At 70.8% G+C, this 15,697-nt stretch carries 18 protein-coding genes; 10 read left to right on the forward strand and 8 right to left on the reverse strand.

All coding sequences use genetic code 11. From position 1 onward, the window contains the following. Positions 1–39: 39 nt before the first annotated feature. From ACFFGH_RS20440 to ACFFGH_RS20470, 7 genes are all read left to right on the forward strand, one after another. Positions 40–1,236, forward strand: a complete 1,197-nt coding sequence (locus ACFFGH_RS20440) for a serine hydrolase domain-containing protein (protein WP_386671753.1) — start codon at positions 40–42, stop codon at positions 1,234–1,236. Between the two features lie 179 nt (positions 1,237–1,415). Further along, positions 1,416–1,811, forward strand: coding sequence for an L-rhamnose mutarotase (locus tag ACFFGH_RS20445; RefSeq protein WP_386671755.1), 396 nt, complete (start codon positions 1,416–1,418; stop codon positions 1,809–1,811). 30 nt (positions 1,812–1,841) lie between these two features. Further along, positions 1,842–3,008, forward strand: a complete 1,167-nt coding sequence (gene rhaI, locus ACFFGH_RS20450; RefSeq protein ID WP_386671756.1) for an L-rhamnose isomerase — start codon at positions 1,842–1,844, stop codon at positions 3,006–3,008. After that, complete coding sequence (locus ACFFGH_RS20455; RefSeq protein ID WP_386671757.1) at positions 3,005–3,703, forward strand: alpha/beta hydrolase; 699 nt, start codon at positions 3,005–3,007, stop codon at positions 3,701–3,703. Before rhaI ends, ACFFGH_RS20455 begins: the two co-directional genes overlap by 4 nt. Beyond that, a complete protein-coding gene (locus ACFFGH_RS20460) occupies positions 3,700–5,739 on the forward strand; it encodes a bifunctional aldolase/short-chain dehydrogenase (protein ID WP_386671759.1) in 2,040 nt (679 codons plus the stop codon). The genes ACFFGH_RS20455 and ACFFGH_RS20460 overlap by 4 nt, the downstream gene beginning before the upstream one ends. Further along, positions 5,736–7,151, forward strand: coding sequence for a rhamnulokinase (locus tag ACFFGH_RS20465; RefSeq protein ID WP_386671761.1), 1,416 nt, complete (start codon positions 5,736–5,738; stop codon positions 7,149–7,151). The genes ACFFGH_RS20460 and ACFFGH_RS20465 overlap by 4 nt, the downstream gene beginning before the upstream one ends. Before the next feature lie 29 nt (positions 7,152–7,180). After that, positions 7,181–8,518 (forward strand): alpha-hydroxy acid oxidase, encoded by a 1,338-nt coding sequence (locus tag ACFFGH_RS20470; protein WP_386671763.1) that lies wholly within the window; start codon positions 7,181–7,183, stop codon positions 8,516–8,518. Positions 8,519–8,529: 11 nt separating this feature from the next. Here the strand turns inward: ACFFGH_RS20470 and ACFFGH_RS20475 are convergent, their stop codons facing one another. The 6 genes from ACFFGH_RS20475 to ACFFGH_RS20500 form a co-directional block, all read right to left on the reverse strand. Continuing rightward, a complete protein-coding gene (locus tag ACFFGH_RS20475; RefSeq protein WP_386671765.1) occupies positions 8,530–8,838 on the reverse strand; it encodes a hypothetical protein in 309 nt (102 codons plus the stop codon). A 78-nt stretch (positions 8,839–8,916) separates the two neighbouring features. After that, complete coding sequence (locus ACFFGH_RS20480; protein WP_386671767.1) at positions 8,917–9,168, reverse strand: DUF6510 family protein; 252 nt, start codon at positions 9,166–9,168, stop codon at positions 8,917–8,919. After that, on the reverse strand, positions 9,168–9,878 hold the full coding sequence (locus ACFFGH_RS20485) for a ferredoxin reductase (protein ID WP_386671769.1): 711 nt from the start codon (positions 9,876–9,878) through the stop codon (positions 9,168–9,170). The genes ACFFGH_RS20480 and ACFFGH_RS20485 overlap by 1 nt, the downstream gene beginning before the upstream one ends. Positions 9,879–9,899: 21 nt before the next feature. Continuing rightward, complete coding sequence (locus ACFFGH_RS20490) at positions 9,900–10,496, reverse strand: molybdopterin-dependent oxidoreductase (RefSeq protein WP_386671771.1); 597 nt, start codon at positions 10,494–10,496, stop codon at positions 9,900–9,902. 131 nt (positions 10,497–10,627) lie between these two features. Next, positions 10,628–11,761, reverse strand: coding sequence for an acyl-CoA dehydrogenase family protein (locus ACFFGH_RS20495; protein WP_386671773.1), 1,134 nt, complete (start codon positions 11,759–11,761; stop codon positions 10,628–10,630). A 63-nt stretch (positions 11,762–11,824) separates the two neighbouring features. Then, entirely contained in the window at positions 11,825–12,277 is a 453-nt protein-coding gene (locus ACFFGH_RS20500; protein ID WP_386671775.1) for a pyridoxamine 5'-phosphate oxidase family protein, read from the reverse strand. A 117-nt stretch (positions 12,278–12,394) separates the two neighbouring features. Between ACFFGH_RS20500 and ACFFGH_RS20505 the strand changes: the two genes are divergently transcribed. The 3 genes from ACFFGH_RS20505 to ACFFGH_RS20515 are packed head-to-tail and all read left to right on the forward strand — an operon-like array spanning position 12,395 to position 13,545. Then, positions 12,395–12,562 carry a hypothetical protein gene (locus tag ACFFGH_RS20505; RefSeq protein ID WP_386671777.1) on the forward strand — a complete coding sequence of 56 codons (168 nt, stop codon included), beginning with the start codon at positions 12,395–12,397 and terminating at the stop codon, positions 12,560–12,562. Continuing rightward, positions 12,559–12,966, forward strand: a complete 408-nt coding sequence (locus ACFFGH_RS20510; RefSeq protein WP_386671779.1) for a hypothetical protein — start codon at positions 12,559–12,561, stop codon at positions 12,964–12,966. Before ACFFGH_RS20505 ends, ACFFGH_RS20510 begins: the two co-directional genes overlap by 4 nt. Before the next feature lie 27 nt (positions 12,967–12,993). Further along, positions 12,994–13,545 carry an MOSC domain-containing protein gene (locus tag ACFFGH_RS20515; protein ID WP_386671781.1) on the forward strand — a complete coding sequence of 184 codons (552 nt, stop codon included), beginning with the start codon at positions 12,994–12,996 and terminating at the stop codon, positions 13,543–13,545. Here ACFFGH_RS20515 and rocD read toward each other — a convergent pair. Both rocD and ddaH read right to left on the reverse strand, forming a co-directional pair. Next, on the reverse strand, positions 13,533–14,783 hold the full coding sequence (gene rocD / locus ACFFGH_RS20520) for an ornithine--oxo-acid transaminase (RefSeq protein ID WP_386671782.1): 1,251 nt from the start codon (positions 14,781–14,783) through the stop codon (positions 13,533–13,535). The genes ACFFGH_RS20515 and rocD overlap by 13 nt on opposite strands. Next, positions 14,780–15,628: a dimethylargininase gene (gene ddaH / locus ACFFGH_RS20525; protein ID WP_386671784.1), complete on the reverse strand. Its 849-nt coding sequence runs from the start codon at positions 15,626–15,628 to the stop codon at positions 14,780–14,782. Before ddaH ends, rocD begins: the two co-directional genes overlap by 4 nt. Between the last annotated feature and the right edge of the window lie 69 nt (positions 15,629–15,697).

The raw sequence follows: 15,697 nt of genomic DNA on the forward strand, positions 1-15,697 counted from the left end.
CGCCTCACGAGACGCGGAATGCGCTTTCTCGGAAGAGCGATGCAAGAATCCGAAGCGACCGCGCCGGCAGAGCGCCGCCGCGGCGGAGAGGAACGCATGGTCGACGGAGTGGTCGCGCCCGGGTTCGAACGGGTACGCGAGCAGTTCGCAGAGGGACTCGAGCACGGCGGTGGCGCCGCCGTCGCGGTCTACGTCGGGGGCTCGCCGGTGGTCGACCTCTGGGGCGGCGTCGCCGACCGGCACACCGGAAGAGTCTGGGAACGGGACACGCTCGGTGTCGCGTTCTCCTGCACCAAGGGCGTGCTGGCGCTGGTCGTCCTGGCGCTCGCCGAGCAGGGTCGGCTCGACCTGAACGCTCCGGTGGCGCGGTACTGGCCGGCATTCTCCCGGGCGGGAAAGTCGGAGATCCCCGTCCGCTGGCTGCTGAATCACCGCGCGGGACTCATCGCGGTCGACGAGCACCTCACGCGCGATGAGGCACTCGACTGGGAGCACGTGATCCAGGTGCTCGAACGCCAGGCCCCGAACTGGGAGCCCGGTACCGGGCACGCGTACCACACGCTCACCTTCGGCTGGCTGGTCGGCGAGGTGATCCGCCGGGTGACCGGTCGGATGCCGAGCGAGGTGATCCGGGAGCTGACCGGATCGATCGCTCCGGACTTCTGGCTGGGCCTGCCACCCGTCCACGAGGCGCGCCGCAGCCGCCCGTACTGGGACGAGGCGGCCAGGGCGGCCGTTGCGCCGGCTGACCCGCCCGCGGAGCCGGTCGTCCGCGCCTCGACCCTCGGCTCCGCCTTCCCGCAGGACCTCATCGCCGACGGGCAGGGCTTCGACGACCCGCGGGTGCTCGAAGCGGAGGTGCCGGGCGCCGGGGGCGTGAGCACCGCCCGCGACCTGGCCGCGATCTTCTCGGCCGCCGTCCGCGACACCGGCGGGGTGCGGCTGCTGAACGAGCGGTCCGCCGCCGCGGCTGCGACCGTCGAGAGCAGCGGCCCGCCGGTGTACGGGGGGCAGCCGCCGTTCGCCGCGTTCGGTCCCGGCTTCCACGTGGCCTCGGCCGGCAAGCCGTTGTTCGGGCCCGGATCGTTCGGGCACGCGGGCATGGGCGGACAGGCGGCGTTCGCGCATCCGGAGCTGGGCGTCGGCTTCGGCTACCTCACCACCCGCCTGGTTCCGGGCGACGAGGCGCTTGCGATGGGGCTCATGCGCACGGTCGCCGACATCCTGCGCGGCTGAAGGCTCCGTGATTGTCGCCGTTCCGGTCCAGTGCGTCCGCCGCGGCGGGCACAGTGGACCGGAACGGGAACAGTTGGACCGCGGAGGCTCGAGGGCGAATTCGGAGTGCACTTTCGGGATCCATGGGTTATGGTGTGAAACGATTCATTAGTCATCCGCGATCTCAAGGGAACTCCTCAATGACGAGCGCCAGCCGACGCCGCGTGTGCTTCCAGCTGCAGGTCAAGCCGGAGCGCCTGGCCGAGTACCGGGACCGTCACGCGGCCGTCTGGCCGGAGATGCTCCGCGCCCTCAAAGACACCGGCTGGCACAACTACTCGCTCTTCGTCCGAGACGACGGCCTCCTCATCGGCTACTTCGAGACCGACTCCCTCGACGCCGCCCGCGAAGGCATGGCGGCCACCGACGTCAATGCCCGGTGGCAGGCGGAGATGGGTGAGTTCTTCGTCGACCTCGAAAGCTCCCCCGATGAGGGCTTCCTCGAGCTCACCGAGGTCTTCCATCTCGAGGACCAGCTCGACTCCCTCGACGCCGGGACCTCTGGACCCGCGCCGTCTCAAGCCCCCGCCTCCTGAACCGCTGCACGACATCAGACAAGGAACACCGTGACGCTGAATTCCCAGATCCTCGGCCAGCTCGAGCAGCAGGCCATCGAGCTCCCCTCGTGGGCCTTCGCCAACTCCGGCACCCGCTTCCGGGTGTTCGGCCAGCCCGGCGTGCCGCGCGACCCGTTCGAGAAGATCGCCGACGCGGCGCAGGTGCACAAGGTCACCGCACTCGCGCCGAAGGTGGCGCTGCACATCCCGTGGGACAAGGTCGACGACTACGCCAAGCTGCGGAACCACGCCGAGGACCTGGGGGTGGCGCTCGGGACCATCAACTCGAACACCTTCCAGGACGAGGCGTACAAGTTCGGCAGCCTCGCCCACTCCGACGCGGCGGTCCGGCAGAAGGCAATCGACCACCACTTCGAGTGCATCGAGATCATGAACGAGACCGGGTCGCAGGACCTCAAGATCTGGCTCGCCGACGGCACGAACTATCCCGGCCAGGACGACATGCGCGGTCGGCAGGACCGGCTCACCGAATCGCTCGCGAAGATCTACGAGCGGATCGGAGAGAACCAGCGGCTGGTGCTCGAGTACAAGTTCTTCGAGCCGGCGTTCTACCACACCGATGTTCCGGACTGGGGCACCTCATACGCCCAGGTGGTCGCCCTCGGCGAGCGCGCCTTCGTCTGCCTCGACACCGGCCACCACGCGCCCGGCACCAACATTGAGTTCATCGTCATGCAGCTGCTGCGGCTCGGGAAGCTCGGCTCCTTCGACTTCAACTCGGCCTTCTATGCCGACGACGACCTCATCGTCGGGGCTGCGGATCCGTTCCAGCTGTTCCGGATCCTGGTGGAGGTGGTCCGCGGCGGCGGGTACGGCCCCGACAGCGGCGTCGCGTTCATGCTCGACCAGTGCCACAACGTCGAGAAGAAGATCCCCGGCCAGATCCGCTCCGTGCTCAACGTGCAGGAGATGACCGCCCGGGCGCTGCTGGTCGACCGCGACGCGCTCGGCGCGGCGCAGCAGGCCGGGGATGTGCTCACCGCCAACTCGATTCTGATGGATGCGTTCTACACCGACGTGCGGCCCGCCCTCGCCGAGTGGCGCGAGTCCCGGGGGCTCCCCGCCGACCCGATGGAGGGCTACGCGGAGAGCGGCTACCAGCAGAAGATCGAGGCCGAGCGCGTCGGGGGCGAGCAGGCCGGATGGGGCGCGTGAGCGCAACGCCGCTGATCCTGGTGCTGCCCGGCGGCGGCTACAGCATGCTCGCCGACCACGAAGCCGAGCCGGTCGCGGCCTGGCTGCACGGGCTCGGCTGGGACGCCGAGGTGCTGCGATACCCCATCGCGCCGGCACGCTACCCGGAGGCGCTCGACACGGTGCGCCGCCGCATCCGCGAGCTCCGCGCGTCCGGCAGGGAGCGGATCGGCGTACTCGGCTTCTCCGCCGGCGGGCACCTCGCCGGCTCCGTCGCCCTGACGCCGGGCGAAGCGGGCGAGCGCCCGGATTTCGCGGTGCTCTGCTACCCCGTCGTGTCGATGATCGACGACCCGCATGAGGGCTCGCTCGAGAATCTGCTCGGCGACCAGCGTCACCTGGCCGGGGACGTGTCGCTCGAGCGCCTGGTGACCCCGGACGCTCCGCCGATCTTCCTGTGGCACACGGCGGACGACGAGGCGGTCCCGGTGCGCCACAGCTACGTGCTCGCCCAGGCCCTCGCCGAGCGGCATGTCCCGCACGAGCTCCACGTGTTCCCGCATGGCCCCCACGGCATCGGCCTCGCCGGGGGATTCGGCGCCCCCGCCGCGTGGACCGCACTCTGCGCCGAATGGCTTCGTGCCACGGCGCCCTCCCAGCCGCATTCCCGCCCGCACCTCACGGGCGCCGCGCTCTCGACGATAGGAGTCCGATGAACAGCCAGAACCCTGCAGCGGAGCTGATCGCCCGCTCCAACCGCCTCGGCGCCGACCCGCGGAACACCAACTACGCCGGCGGCAACACCTCCGCCAAGGGGACGGAGACCGACCCGGTCACCGGGCAGCCCGTCGAGCTGCTCTGGGTGAAGGGCTCCGGCGGCGACCTCGGCACCCTGAAGGAGTCCGGGCTCGCCGTGCTGCGACTGGACCGGATGCGCGCACTGGTCGACGTCTACCCCGGCGTCGAGCGTGAGGACGAGATGGTCGCCGCGTTCGACTACGTGCTGCACGGCAAGGGCGGCGCCGCCCCCTCGATCGACACGGCCATGCACGGCCTCGTCGAGAAGGCTCACGTCGACCACCTGCACCCGGACTCCGGCATCGCGTTCGCCACGGCCGCTGACGGCGAGCGGCTGACCGCTGAGGCCTTCGGCGGCAAGGTGGTCTGGGTGCCGTGGCGCCGCCCCGGCTTCCAGCTCGGCCTCGACATCGCCGAGATCCAGCGCCGGAACCCGGACGCGGTCGGCTGCATCCTCGGCGGCCACGGCATCACCGCGTGGGGCGACTCCAGCGAGGAGGCTGAGCGCAACAGCCTCTGGATCATCGAGACCGCGCAGCAGTACCTCGACGAGCACGGCAAGGCCGACCCGTTCGGCGCCGCCGTCGAGCAGAACGCTGCCCTGCCGGACGAGGAGCGACGCACCAAGGCGGCGGAACTGGCACCGACGATCCGCGGCATCGCGTCGGCCGACATGCCGATGGTCGGCTCGTTCACGGACGACCCGCGGGTGCTGGAGTTCCTCGCCTCGGAGAACGCCCCGCGCCTCGCCGCGCTCGGCACCAGCTGCCCCGACCACTTCCTCCGAACCAAGGTGAAGCCGCTGCTGCTCGACCTGCCGGCGAACGCGTCCGTCGAGGACTCGATCGCCCGGCTGAAGGAGCTCCACGAGGAGTACCGAGCCGACTACACCGCGTACTACGAGAAGCACTCCAACCCGGACTCCCCCGCGATGCGCGGGGCCGACCCGGCCATCGTGCTGGTGCCGGGCGTCGGCATGTTCAGCTACGGCAAGGACAAGCAGACCGCCCGCGTCGCCGGCGAGTTCTACCTCAACGCCATCAACGTGATGCGCGGCGCCGAGGCGATCTCGACCTACTCCCCCATCGACGATTCCGAGAAGTTCCGCATCGAGTACTGGGCGCTCGAGGAGGCGAAGCTGCAGCGGATGCCGAAGCCGAAGTCCCACGCCACCCGCGTCGCGCTCGTGACGGGCGCGGCTTCCGGCATCGGCAAGGCCATCGCCGAACGACTCGCCGCCGACGGCGCCTGCGTCGTGATCGCGGACCTCGACCTCGCCAAGGCGCAGGAGGCAGCCGCCGAGATCGGAAACGCGGACGTCGCGCTCGGCGTGCAGGTGAACGTCACCGACGCGGCCGCGATCGAGCGGTGCGTGCAAGATGCGGTGCTCGCCTTCGGCGGCATCGACATCGTCGTGAACAACGCCGGCGTCTCGCTCTCGAAGCCGCTGCTCGAGACCACCGAGAAGGACTGGGACTTCCAGCACGACATCATGGCGAAGGGCTCGTTCCTCGTCTCCAAGGCCACCGCGCGGGTGCTCATCGAGCAGGGCATGGGCGGCGACGTCATCTACATCGCCAGCAAGAACGCCGTGTTCGCAGGCCCGAACAACATCGCCTACTCCGCCACGAAGGCCGATCAGGCGCATCAGGTGCGGCTGCTCGCGGTCGAGCTCGGCGAGCACGGCGTGAAGGTGAACGGCATCAACCCCGACGGCGTCGTCCGCGGCTCCGGCATCTTCGCCAGCGGCTGGGGTGCCAACCGGGCGAAGACGTACGGCATCCCGGAGGAGGACCTCGGCAAGTTCTACGCGCAGCGCACGATCCTCAAGCGCGAGGTGCTGCCGGAGACGGTCGCGAATGCGGTGTCGGTGCTCACGGGACCCGACCTGTCGCACACCACCGGGCTGCACGTGCCGGTCGACGCGGGCGTCGCCGCCGCCTTCCTTCGATGACGGTCACGGTCGCCGCGGTCGACCTGGGTGCGACGAGCGGCAGGGTTATGCTCGGGCGCGTCGGGCACGATGAGCTCACCCTGCACGCCGTCGCGCGGTTCCCGAACACGCCCGTCCGCACGATCGACGGGCTGCACTGGAACGTGCTCGAGCTCTACCGCAGCGTCGTGGCCGGCCTCACCACCGCAGCCCGGGACTTCGCCCTCGACTCGATCGGCATCGACTCCTGGGCGGTCGACTACGCCCTGGTGCGCAACGGCCGGATGCTCGGAGTGCCGTACCACTACCGCGACGAGCGCACCGCCCTCGGCGTCGAGCGGGTGCACGCAACGGTGCCGGCGGACGAGCTGTACCGCGAGACGGGACTGCAGCACCTGCCGTTCAACACGCTGTTCCAGCTCGCGGTCGAGGAGCTCGACCCCCGCGACCGGATGCTGCTCGTCCCCGACCTGCTCACCTACTGGCTGACCGGAGAGCAGATCGCCGAGCGGACCAACGCGTCCACCACGGGGCTGCTCGACCTGGGAACCCGCGAGTGGAACGCGTCGCTGATCGCGCGGCTCGGCTATCCGCGGGAGCTGTTCCCCCGGCTGGTCGACGCCGGCACCGCCGTCGGGCCGCTGCTGCCCTCCGTGGCGGCGGAGCTCGGCGGCACGGGCGCCCCCGTCGTCACCGCGATCGGCTCCCACGACACAGCCAGCGCCGTGGTCGCCGTCCCGGCCGTCACCGACGACTCCGCGTACATCAGCTGCGGCACGTGGGGGCTCGTCGGCGTCGAGCTCGAGCATCCGGTCGTCACCGACGCCAGTCGCATCGCCAATTTCACCAACGAGGGCGGCGTCGACGGCCGGATCCGCTTCCTGCACAACGTGATGGGGCTGTGGCTGCTGACCGAGTCGGTGCGAGAGTGGGAGCGCGCCGGGGACCGGATCGACCTGCCGGCGCTGCTGCAGCGGGCGGCGGCCATTCCGGGCGACATCCCCGTCTTCGATGCCAACGACCCCGAGTTCCTGCCGCCCGGCAGCATGGCGACCCGTATCCGGAACCACTGCGCGAGCCATGGCATCGCGCTCCCCGACGATCCCGCCTACGTGGCGCGCGTCATCGTGGAGAGCCTCGCCGGCGCGTTCGCCGACGCCGTCCGGAAGGCGGCGGAGCTCTCCGGGCGCGGTGTCGGCGTCATCCACATCGTCGGCGGCGGATCGCAGAACGCGCTGCTCTGCCAGGCGGTCGCCGACCGCAGCGGCCTGCCGGTGCACGCCGGACCGGTCGAGGCGACCGCCCTCGGTAACCTGCTGGTGCAGGCCCGAGCGCTCGGCGAGCTTCGCGGCGACCTGACCACCCTGCGCGCCCTCGTGGCGAAGACGCACAGCCTGTCCACGTACGCTCCGCGCATCGCCGCGGCGCGCTGAACTCGAACGAACCCACGAAGGAGACCCTCATGGTGAAGCGCCAGATCCCCAAGGTGCGCGACCTCGCCCCGCTGATGCGGTTCAAGAAGCCGACGCTGAACCCGAAGACGCGGCGGCTGCAGTCGGCGCTCACCGTGGAGGACCTGCGGCGCATCGCCAAGCGCCGCACCCCGAAGGCGGCGTTCGACTACACCGAGGGCGCCGCCGAGGCCGAGCTGAGCCTGCGCCGGGCGCGGCAGGCGTTCCGGGACATCGAGTTCCACCCCGCCATCCTCCGCGACGTCTCCAGCGTCGACACCGGCTGGGACGTGCTCGGCAGGCGGGTCGAGCTGCCGTTCGGCATCGCACCGACCGGGTTCACCCGGATGATGCAGACCGAGGGCGAGATCGCCGGCGCGAGCGCCGCGGCTGCAGCGGGCATCCCCTTCGCCCTCTCCACCATGGGCACCAGCGCGATCGAGGACGTCGCCGCCGCCGGCGGACCGGACGGACGCAACTGGTTCCAGCTCTACATGTGGAAGGACCGCGAGCGCTCCATGGCGCTCGTCGACCGGGCAGCGAAGGCCGGCTTCGACACGCTCCTCGTCACCGTGGACGTGCCCGTGGCAGGTGCACGCCTCCGCGACAAGCGCAACGGCTTCAGCATCCCGCCGGCGCTCACGCTCGGCACGGTGGTCAACGCACTCCCGCGGCCGGCCTGGTGGATCAACTTCCTCACCACTGAGCCGCTCGCATTCGCGTCGCTCAGCAAGTGGTCGGGCACGGTCGGCGAGCTGCTCGACACGATGTTCGACCCCACCGTCACCTACGACGACCTCGCCTGGATCAAGGCGCAGTGGCCCGGCAAGGTGGTGGTCAAGGGTGTGCAGACCCTCGACGACGCCCGGCGGCTCGCCGACCTCGGCGTCGACGCCATCACCCTCTCCAACCACGGTGGCCGGCAGCTGGACCGTGCGCCCATCCCGTTCCACCTGCTGCCGCACGTGGCGCGCGAGGTCGGCAAAGACCTGGAAGTCCACCTCGACACGGGCATCATGACCGGCGCCGACATCGTCGCCTCCGTGGCGCTCGGCGCTCGGTTCACGATGATCGGCCGCGCCTACCTCTACGGGCTGATGGCCGGCGGACGGGCAGGCGTGGACCGCACCATCCTGATCCTGAAGGACGAGATCGCCCGCACGATGAAGCTGCTCGGCGTCTCCACGCTCGAAGAGCTCAACCCGAGCCACGTCACCCAGCTGGTCCGGCTCGCGCCCCGTGCGCTGCCTGCCGGGACTGCTGAGGCGGTCGCGGCCGCGCGGCCGAAGCGCCCGGCGAGCGAGCAGAAGGAGACGGCCCGGCCGGAGGTCACGCCCTCGGTCGGGTGAGTGCCGCGGCGTTATTTCGGTTGGATGCCGGGGCGCAGCCAGACCTTGTCGTCGTCGACGCGGTCGAGCTCCTCCACAGACAGGTATCGGTCGCCGGTGAAGAGTCCCTTGTGGATCTTCACCCAGCCGAGACGGCTCAGCCGTTGCGCTTCGTGTCGAGGAAGGTCCGCGTCCTCGAGCGCTCCTGCCAGCGGTTCGTCGGCTCCGACGGCGAACTCGTCCGTGCCGTCGCCCGCCTGGAAGTCCCGGATCTTGCCGACGTCCTTGCCGTCCGCGTCGACGACGTGCATGCCTTCCCGGATCTGCGTCATGATGTCCACCGCACGCTCCTTTGCGTTTCCGTTACATCGAGGCTACGCCTGTACGGCGTCTGGCGGGAGTGCCGTTCTGCGGGACGCTCAGCCCAGGTCCACCCCGGTGAGGGCGTGGACGCGCACGACCGTCTCGCCGGGGCGTTCCACCACGGTGAGGAGCACCGCACCGCAGTTGGCGCATCGGGCGACGAAGCCGGCTCCGGTGTACACATGGCTCTGAGCCAGCGACCCGGACTGGCCGCACTCGGCGCAGCTGCCCACCTCCGCGGTCCGATCGGTGCCGTACCGCTCAGAGAGCGGGCCGGCCAGCACGTTGCCGTCCAGGTGAGTGACCATCACGTTCCTCCGAAGCGTTCGGTGCGGATCCGAGCGGGCGGGTGCCCCTCGGCGACGAGCCAGGTGGCCACGGTCTCTACGAAGCGGGTGGGACCGCAGACGTAGACGGTGGCGCCCTCAGACGGCGCGAACACCGCGGTCGCGAGCCGGTCGCGAGTGACCCGCCCGGGCGGCGAACCGTCGCCGGAGGAGCGGGTGTAGACGAACTCCACATCGAAGTTCTCGGCCGCGGCGAGCGCCGTGAGCTCGTTCCGGTAGAAGACCAGCTCCGGTGACCGCACCGAATAGAGCAGCCGGAACCGGGCAGCGGAGCCAAGGCGGGCATGGGCGCGCGCCATCGCCATCAATGGGACGCAGCCCGATCCTCCGGCGATGAGCTGAACCGGCTCCTCCTGCTCCGGCCGCCAGATGAACCAGGTGCCGAGCGGCCCGCGGAGCTCCAGGCTCTCCCCCACCTCGACGTCCTGCACCAGGTAGGGGGAGACCTCGCCGGTCTCCACCTGGTCGACCGAGAGCTCGACGCGCGTGCCGGGGCCCTCGCTGGCGATCGAGTACGACCTGCTCGCCTGATAGCCGTCCGCCGAGGTGAGGCGCAGGTCCAGGTGCTGTCCGGCGATGTTCCCCGGCCAGTCGGGGACCTCGAGGGTCAGGGTGCGGGCGTTGGGCGTCTCCGCACGCGCCGCGACCACGGTGCCCACCCGCCACGTCACCGTGCCCAGCCCCGTCCCGGATCAAGAGCCCCAGTAGCGCTGCTCACGCCACGGGTCGCCGTACAGGTGGTATCCGTTGGTCTCCCAGAAGCCCGGCTCCTCGGTCTCCTCCAGCCTGAGTCCCCGAACCCACTTCGCGCTCTTCCAGAAATAGAGATGCGGCACCAGCAGCCGGGCGGGTCCACCGTGCTCCGCCTCGAGCGGCTCTCCCTCGAACTCGTAGGCGACCCACGCCTTCCCGTCGAGCAGGTCCTCCATCGGGACGTTCGTCGTGTATCCGCCATAGGAGTAGGCGGTCGCGTACGGGAGGTCCGCCTCGACGTCCTCCATCAGCGTGTCGATCGCGACGCCGCGCCAATGGGTGCCGAACTTCGACCAGTGGGTGACGCAGTGGATGTCCGTCTCGATGTCCTCGGCCGGCAGCGCCAGGAACTCTTCCCACGACCACCGCAGCGTCTGCCCCGGCGCCCGGATCTCGAACTCCCACTCGTCGGTCGAGACCTCCGGCGTGGGGCCGTAGGAGAGCACCGGGAAGTCGGAGGTGACGAACTGGCCGGGCGGCAGGTTCTCGCTCGACTCGCGGCGGCGGCGGCCGAAGCCCGTGTTGATGATCCCCATGGCGCGTCCCTTCCCAGCCCGGCCGGGTGATGCTGCGCTTCACACCGTATTCCCGTCGGCGCGTGAACGCGAGTGCTTCTTCGCCATCGGCACCCCGCCGATCGAGGCGGTGCGCGAGCCGTTCCGCCGCTTCAGTCGAGCGTGCCGAGCAGGCTGGTCGCGACGGTGCTGTGCACGGATTCCGTGTCGGACGGGTGATAGATCCCCGCGAGCACATCGCGCTGCAGGCGCGACAGCTCCGCGCCGTTCCGGTAGGCCCCGCCGCCGGCGATCCGCATCGCCTGGTCGACCACGTACCGAGCGGTCTCCGTGGAGCGGTGCTTCACGCCGGTGAGCAGGCGGAACCAGTCGGCGCCGTGGTCCGCGAGTCCATCGACGTCCGCGGCGAGCGACTCGATCTGCGGAGCGAGGGCGTCGAGCGCAAGCGCGGCGTCGGCCACCCGCCAGCGGATGTCCGGGTCTTGCGAGTACGGCCTGCCGTCGTTCTTGCGCGAGGTCCGCCGGGATGCCGCCTCCACAGCCAGCTCGACCGCCCGGTCGGCTATCCCGGCGTAGACGGAGGAGATCAGCAGCAGGAAGTTCGCGAAGATGCCGAAGATGAACGGATCGGCGCTCGGGCCGGCGGGGAGGATGCGAGCGATCCGCTCGGGGGTCACGATCGCGCCCTCGAGCACGGTGGTGTGGCTCTGCGTGGCGCGCTGACCGAGGGTGTCCCAGTCGTCGAGGGACCGCCAGCCGGGCGTCTCGCGGATGAGGAAGCCGTGCACCAGCCGGTCACCGTTCCGGCCGAAGACGCCGAGCCTGGTCCACGCCGGTGAGAGCGAGGTGAAGATCTTCGTGCCGGTGAACGCGTAGCCGCCGTCGGGTCGCGGCTCCGCGAGTGTTGCGGAGTCGAACAGCACAAGGTCGTTGCCGGCCTCGCTGTTGCCGAACGCGAACAGCTCGCCGGCCCGCGCGTCGGCGAGCACCCAGTCGAGGGAGGGGTCGCCGCGCTCCGCGAGCACGCGCGCGACACCGGTCCACACCAGGTGCATGTTGATGCCGAGAGCGGTGGCGGGCGCGTGCGCGGCGAGCAGCCGCTGATCCCGTGCCGTCGCCAGCAGCGACCTGGGCCGCAGATACCCGGCCGCGCGGAGCTCGTCGAGGTCCTCCCAGAAGAAGGCGTTCTCCCGGTCGTACCCGGCGGCCCGGGAGCGGATGCGCTCCACCAGGTCGGGGGCGAGCGGCGAAGCTGCGTTCGTGGAGGGCGCGCCGTGGGAAGTCACGACGCCCAGGCTACGCCGGGCGTCCCGCTCGCTCCTCCGGTGGCTCCTGCGCGGCAGAGCGGGTCAGGTGCGCAGCCGCTCCCGGTAGCCGCGGCCGGGATGCCAGGATTCGATCCTGAGCTCTGACCCACTCGGTGCGATGCTGGTGAGCACCGCCTCGGTGATGTCCAGCTCGAAGTACGCGCCTCCCGGCATCCCCTCCCGCGGCGAGACCGTCACCGCCGTGCCGGAGAGCTTGCCGTCTCCGGCCCACGCTCGCACATCGTCCGGCGGCTCCAGGGTCGGCGAGTGGATCGCGACCCGGGGGTCGCGCAGCAGGTCCGCCAGCTTGCGCGAATCGGGCATCGCCCCGAGCAGCACCCGCTCGTCCTCGATCACGAGCTCGGTGCCGCTGATCCGCGGCGATCCGTCGGCGCGCAGAGTGGCGATGGTCTTGTTCGTGCCGGCGTCGAAGACCGCCCGGAGGCGGCGCGCGAAGTCCGGCGCGTCGCGTGCGATCTCGGCCCAGCTGCTCACACCTCCATGGTGCGACGGACGGCCGACACGGGGCCAGAGCTCCGACCGGACTGGTGCCCGCTTCTCGCCGCCTGCTAAGACTGGATCACCCGACCCCTCCACCCGAAGGAGGCAGCCATGGCGCTCCCCAGCGCAACGATCAGCCATGTCGTCACGCAGCCGAATCCTCGGCTGCCGCCGCTCCCCGTGCTCGGCACCGCCGGCGGTGTCCCGCTTCTTCTGATCGCCGGGGCTGCCGCCGCCGCCGTGATCCCGTCGCGTCGGCGGGGGAAGGACGGCACATGACCGTGAGTCGGGCCACCCGCGTCACTGCCCTCGTCGCAGGCGCGGTCACGCTGCTGAGCGCCCTGAGCTTCGCGGTGTTCGGGTTCAACGCGGGAAGCCTCGCTGTCGTCGTCGTCGCCGGGCCCGTGCTGTTCGTTGCGAGCGCGGTCGCCTTGTTCCAGTGGGGGAACACTCCGGCTCGATCCCGGCGCATCGCCACCGGCTTCGGCTGGTGCGCTGTGGTCGCCGGGGCGGGGCAGCTTGCTGTTGGCGTCGCGCGGTTCCCTACCACCGCGGTCTTCGTCGACGCGGTGTTCGCGCTCGGCGCCGGAGCGCTCAGTGTTGCGATGGGGGTCACCTGGCTGCGCGCCAGTCGCCACATCGTCAAGCAGGTCGCGGACGGTGACACCCAGCCGCCCGCCTGACCGCGGGTGATCAGGGAGACTGGGATCATGATCACCGGCCACGCGACCGTCCTCTCGGTGTCGCGGAATGCCGCACACCGGTTCAGCAAGGCACCGTGCGAGGCGATCACCCTGCTCTCCGGACTCGGCGTGGAGGGCGATGCGCACGCGGGCATCACAGACCAGCACCGCTTCACCAAGCGCCGCGACCCCACCCGGCCGAACCTGCGGCAGGTGCACCTCATCCAGAGCGAGCTGTTCGCGGAGCTGGCGGACCGTGGCTTCGAGGTCGGCCCTGGGGAGCTCGGCGAGAACGTCACCACCCGCGGGATCGATCTGCTCGCCCTGCCGGAGCGCGCCCGGCTGCACCTGGGCGGCGAGGCGGTCGTCGAGGTCACGGGGTTGCGCAACCCGTGCAAGCACATCGACGGGCTGCAGGCCGGGCTGCTCAAGGCGGTGATCGCCTCAGGGGTCGGCCAGGCGGTGCCGCAGCGCACCGGCGTGATGTCGATCGTGATCGCCGGCGGCGTGGTCCGGCCGGGCGACGCGATCCGAGTCGAGCTCCCCGTCGGCGAGCACCGGATGCTTCAGACCGTCTGAACCCGCTCCGCCTCGTCGCTGCCGTGCGGCGATGCGCCGCCGAGCTCGTCGAGCACGGCCTCCAGCTGGTCGACCGCCCACTCCAGGTCGGCCTCCTCGATCACGATCGGCGGGGCCAGCCGGACGGTGGAGCCGTGGGTGTCCTTGGCCAGCACGCCCCGCTCCATCAACAGCTCGCACACCCGCCGCCCGGTGCCGAGGGCCGGGTCGATGTCGATGCCGGCCCAGAGGCCGGCGCCGCGCACCGCGACGACCCCGCGCCCGAGCAGGGCGCGCAGCCGCTCATGCAGGATCATCCCGAGGCGGCGCGCCCGCTCCTGCGGCTCGCCCGTCTCGAGCATCCGCACGACCGCCAGGCCGACCGCGGCGGCGAGGGGGTTGCCGCCGAACGTGGAGCCGTGCTCGCCGGGCCGCAGCACCCCCAGCACGTCGCGGTTCCCGACGACCGCGCTCACCGGCACGATGCCGCCGCCGAGCGCCTTGCCGAGCAGGTAGAGGTCGGGAACGACCCCGGCGTTGTCGCACTGGAACGTGGCACCGGTGCGTCCGAGGCCCGACTGGATCTCGTCGGCGACGAACAGCACGTCGTGCGCCCGTGTGATGCGGCGGACCTCCGGCAGGTAGTCGTCGGGCGGCACGAGGACGCCCGCCTCGCCCTGGATCGGCTCGAGCAGCACGGCGACCGTGGTCTCGTCGATTGCAGCCTCGAGGGCGGCCGCATCCCCGTACGGGACGGTGACGAAGCCAGGCGTGTATGGACCGAAGTCGGCGCGGGCCTGCTCATCGTCCGAGAAGCTGATGATGGTGGTCGTCCGGCCGTGGAAGTTGCCGCTCGCGACGACGATCGTCGCCCTCCCCTGCCGCACACCCTTCACCCGATAACCCCAGGCGCGCGCCACCTTGACGGCGGATTCGACGGCCTCGGCGCCGGTGTTCATCGGCAGCACCATGTCCTTGCCGGCGAGCGCGGCGAGCGCCTCGGCGAAGGGCTCGAGCCGGTCGTTCCGGAACGCGCGGCTGGTCAGGGTGATGCGATCGAGCTGCGCGCGCGCGGCCGCCACGAGCTCCGGGTTCCCGTGACCGAAGTTGACTGCCGAGTAGGCGGCGAGGCAGTCGAGGTACCGGCGGCCGTGGACATCCGTCACCCACGCCCCCTCCCCGGACGACAGCGTGACCTCGAGCGGTGAGTAGTTGTGCGCCAGATGCGCGTCCGGTTCGCGGTTCGGCCGGGCGCTCATCGCCGCAGCTCCAGGGTGCAGCACTTCACGCCGCCGCCGCCGCGCAGCAGCTCGGACAGATCCACGCCGATCGGGCTGTATCCGGCCTCGCGGAGCTGCCGGGAGAACGTGGTGGCGCGGGCGGCGATGACGACGTTCTGCCCGTCGCTGAACGAGTTGAGGCCGAGCACCGCGGCATCCTCCTCGGTGGCGAGGATCGCGTCGGGGAAGCGGTCGCGCAGAACCTCGAGGGATGGCTCGTCGAAGGCGGAGGGAAGGTAGGCGATCCGCGGCCGGTCGGCGCCGGGGCGGGCGTCGAGCACGGCGACGGCGGTGTCGAGGTGGTAGAAGCTCGGGTTCACGAGGTTCAGGCTGACCACCTCGCGGCCGAACAGCCGTGCGACCTCCTCGTGACTCGCCGTGGCGCTGCGGAATCCGGTTCCAGCGAGGATCACGTCGCCGACGAGCAGGAAGTCGCCCTCGCCCTCGTTCACGCTCGCCGGCTCACGGGCGTCGAACCCGGCGTTCGCGAACCACTGCAGGTACGCCGGACCTTCCGGCTGCCGCTCCGGGTGGGTGAAACTCGCGCCGTAGGCGATGCCATCGAGCACGAAGCCGCCGTTCGCGGCGTAGACCATGTCGGGCAGACCCGCGATCGGGTCGATCAGCTGGACATCGAAGTCGAGGTCGAGGTAGGTGCGGTACAGCACCTCCCACTGCTGCACGGCGAGCGCCGTGTCCGTCGGAAGCTGTGGGAACATCCATGGATTGATCCGGTAGCTCACGGTGAAGTGATCCGGGCGGCACATCAGCACGCTGGGGCGCACGGCAGCCGAGGCCGGAGCCTCGGCGGTCGTCTGAGTCATCGTCATATTGTCAGGATCGCAGACACGATGCGCGCGGATCGCGGCATTCCACGCAACGATCGTGCGAGC

It is taken from the genome of Lysobacter korlensis, from assembly GCF_042434515.1.

Coding starts and splice junctions, on each gene's coding strand:
- ddaH (WP_386671784.1), bottom strand. CDS start 15,628: ATGACTCAGACGACCGCCGAGGCTCCGGCCTCGGCTGCCGTGCGCCCC.
- ACFFGH_RS20445 (WP_386671755.1), top strand. CDS start 1,416: ATGACGAGCGCCAGCCGACGCCGCGTGTGCTTCCAGCTGCAGGTCAAG.
- ACFFGH_RS20440 (WP_386671753.1), top strand. CDS start 40: ATGCAAGAATCCGAAGCGACCGCGCCGGCAGAGCGCCGCCGCGGCGGA.
- ACFFGH_RS20490 (WP_386671771.1), bottom strand. CDS start 10,496: ATGGGGATCATCAACACGGGCTTCGGCCGCCGCCGCCGCGAGTCGAGC.
- ACFFGH_RS20460 (WP_386671759.1), top strand. CDS start 3,700: ATGAACAGCCAGAACCCTGCAGCGGAGCTGATCGCCCGCTCCAACCGC.
- ACFFGH_RS20470 (WP_386671763.1), top strand. CDS start 7,181: ATGGTGAAGCGCCAGATCCCCAAGGTGCGCGACCTCGCCCCGCTGATG.
- ACFFGH_RS20465 (WP_386671761.1), top strand. CDS start 5,736: ATGACGGTCACGGTCGCCGCGGTCGACCTGGGTGCGACGAGCGGCAGG.
- ACFFGH_RS20515 (WP_386671781.1), top strand. CDS start 12,994: ATGATCACCGGCCACGCGACCGTCCTCTCGGTGTCGCGGAATGCCGCA.
- ACFFGH_RS20505 (WP_386671777.1), top strand. CDS start 12,395: ATGGCGCTCCCCAGCGCAACGATCAGCCATGTCGTCACGCAGCCGAAT.
- rocD (WP_386671782.1), bottom strand. CDS start 14,783: ATGAGCGCCCGGCCGAACCGCGAACCGGACGCGCATCTGGCGCACAAC.
- ACFFGH_RS20480 (WP_386671767.1), bottom strand. CDS start 9,168: ATGGTCACTCACCTGGACGGCAACGTGCTGGCCGGCCCGCTCTCTGAG.
- ACFFGH_RS20510 (WP_386671779.1), top strand. CDS start 12,559: ATGACCGTGAGTCGGGCCACCCGCGTCACTGCCCTCGTCGCAGGCGCG.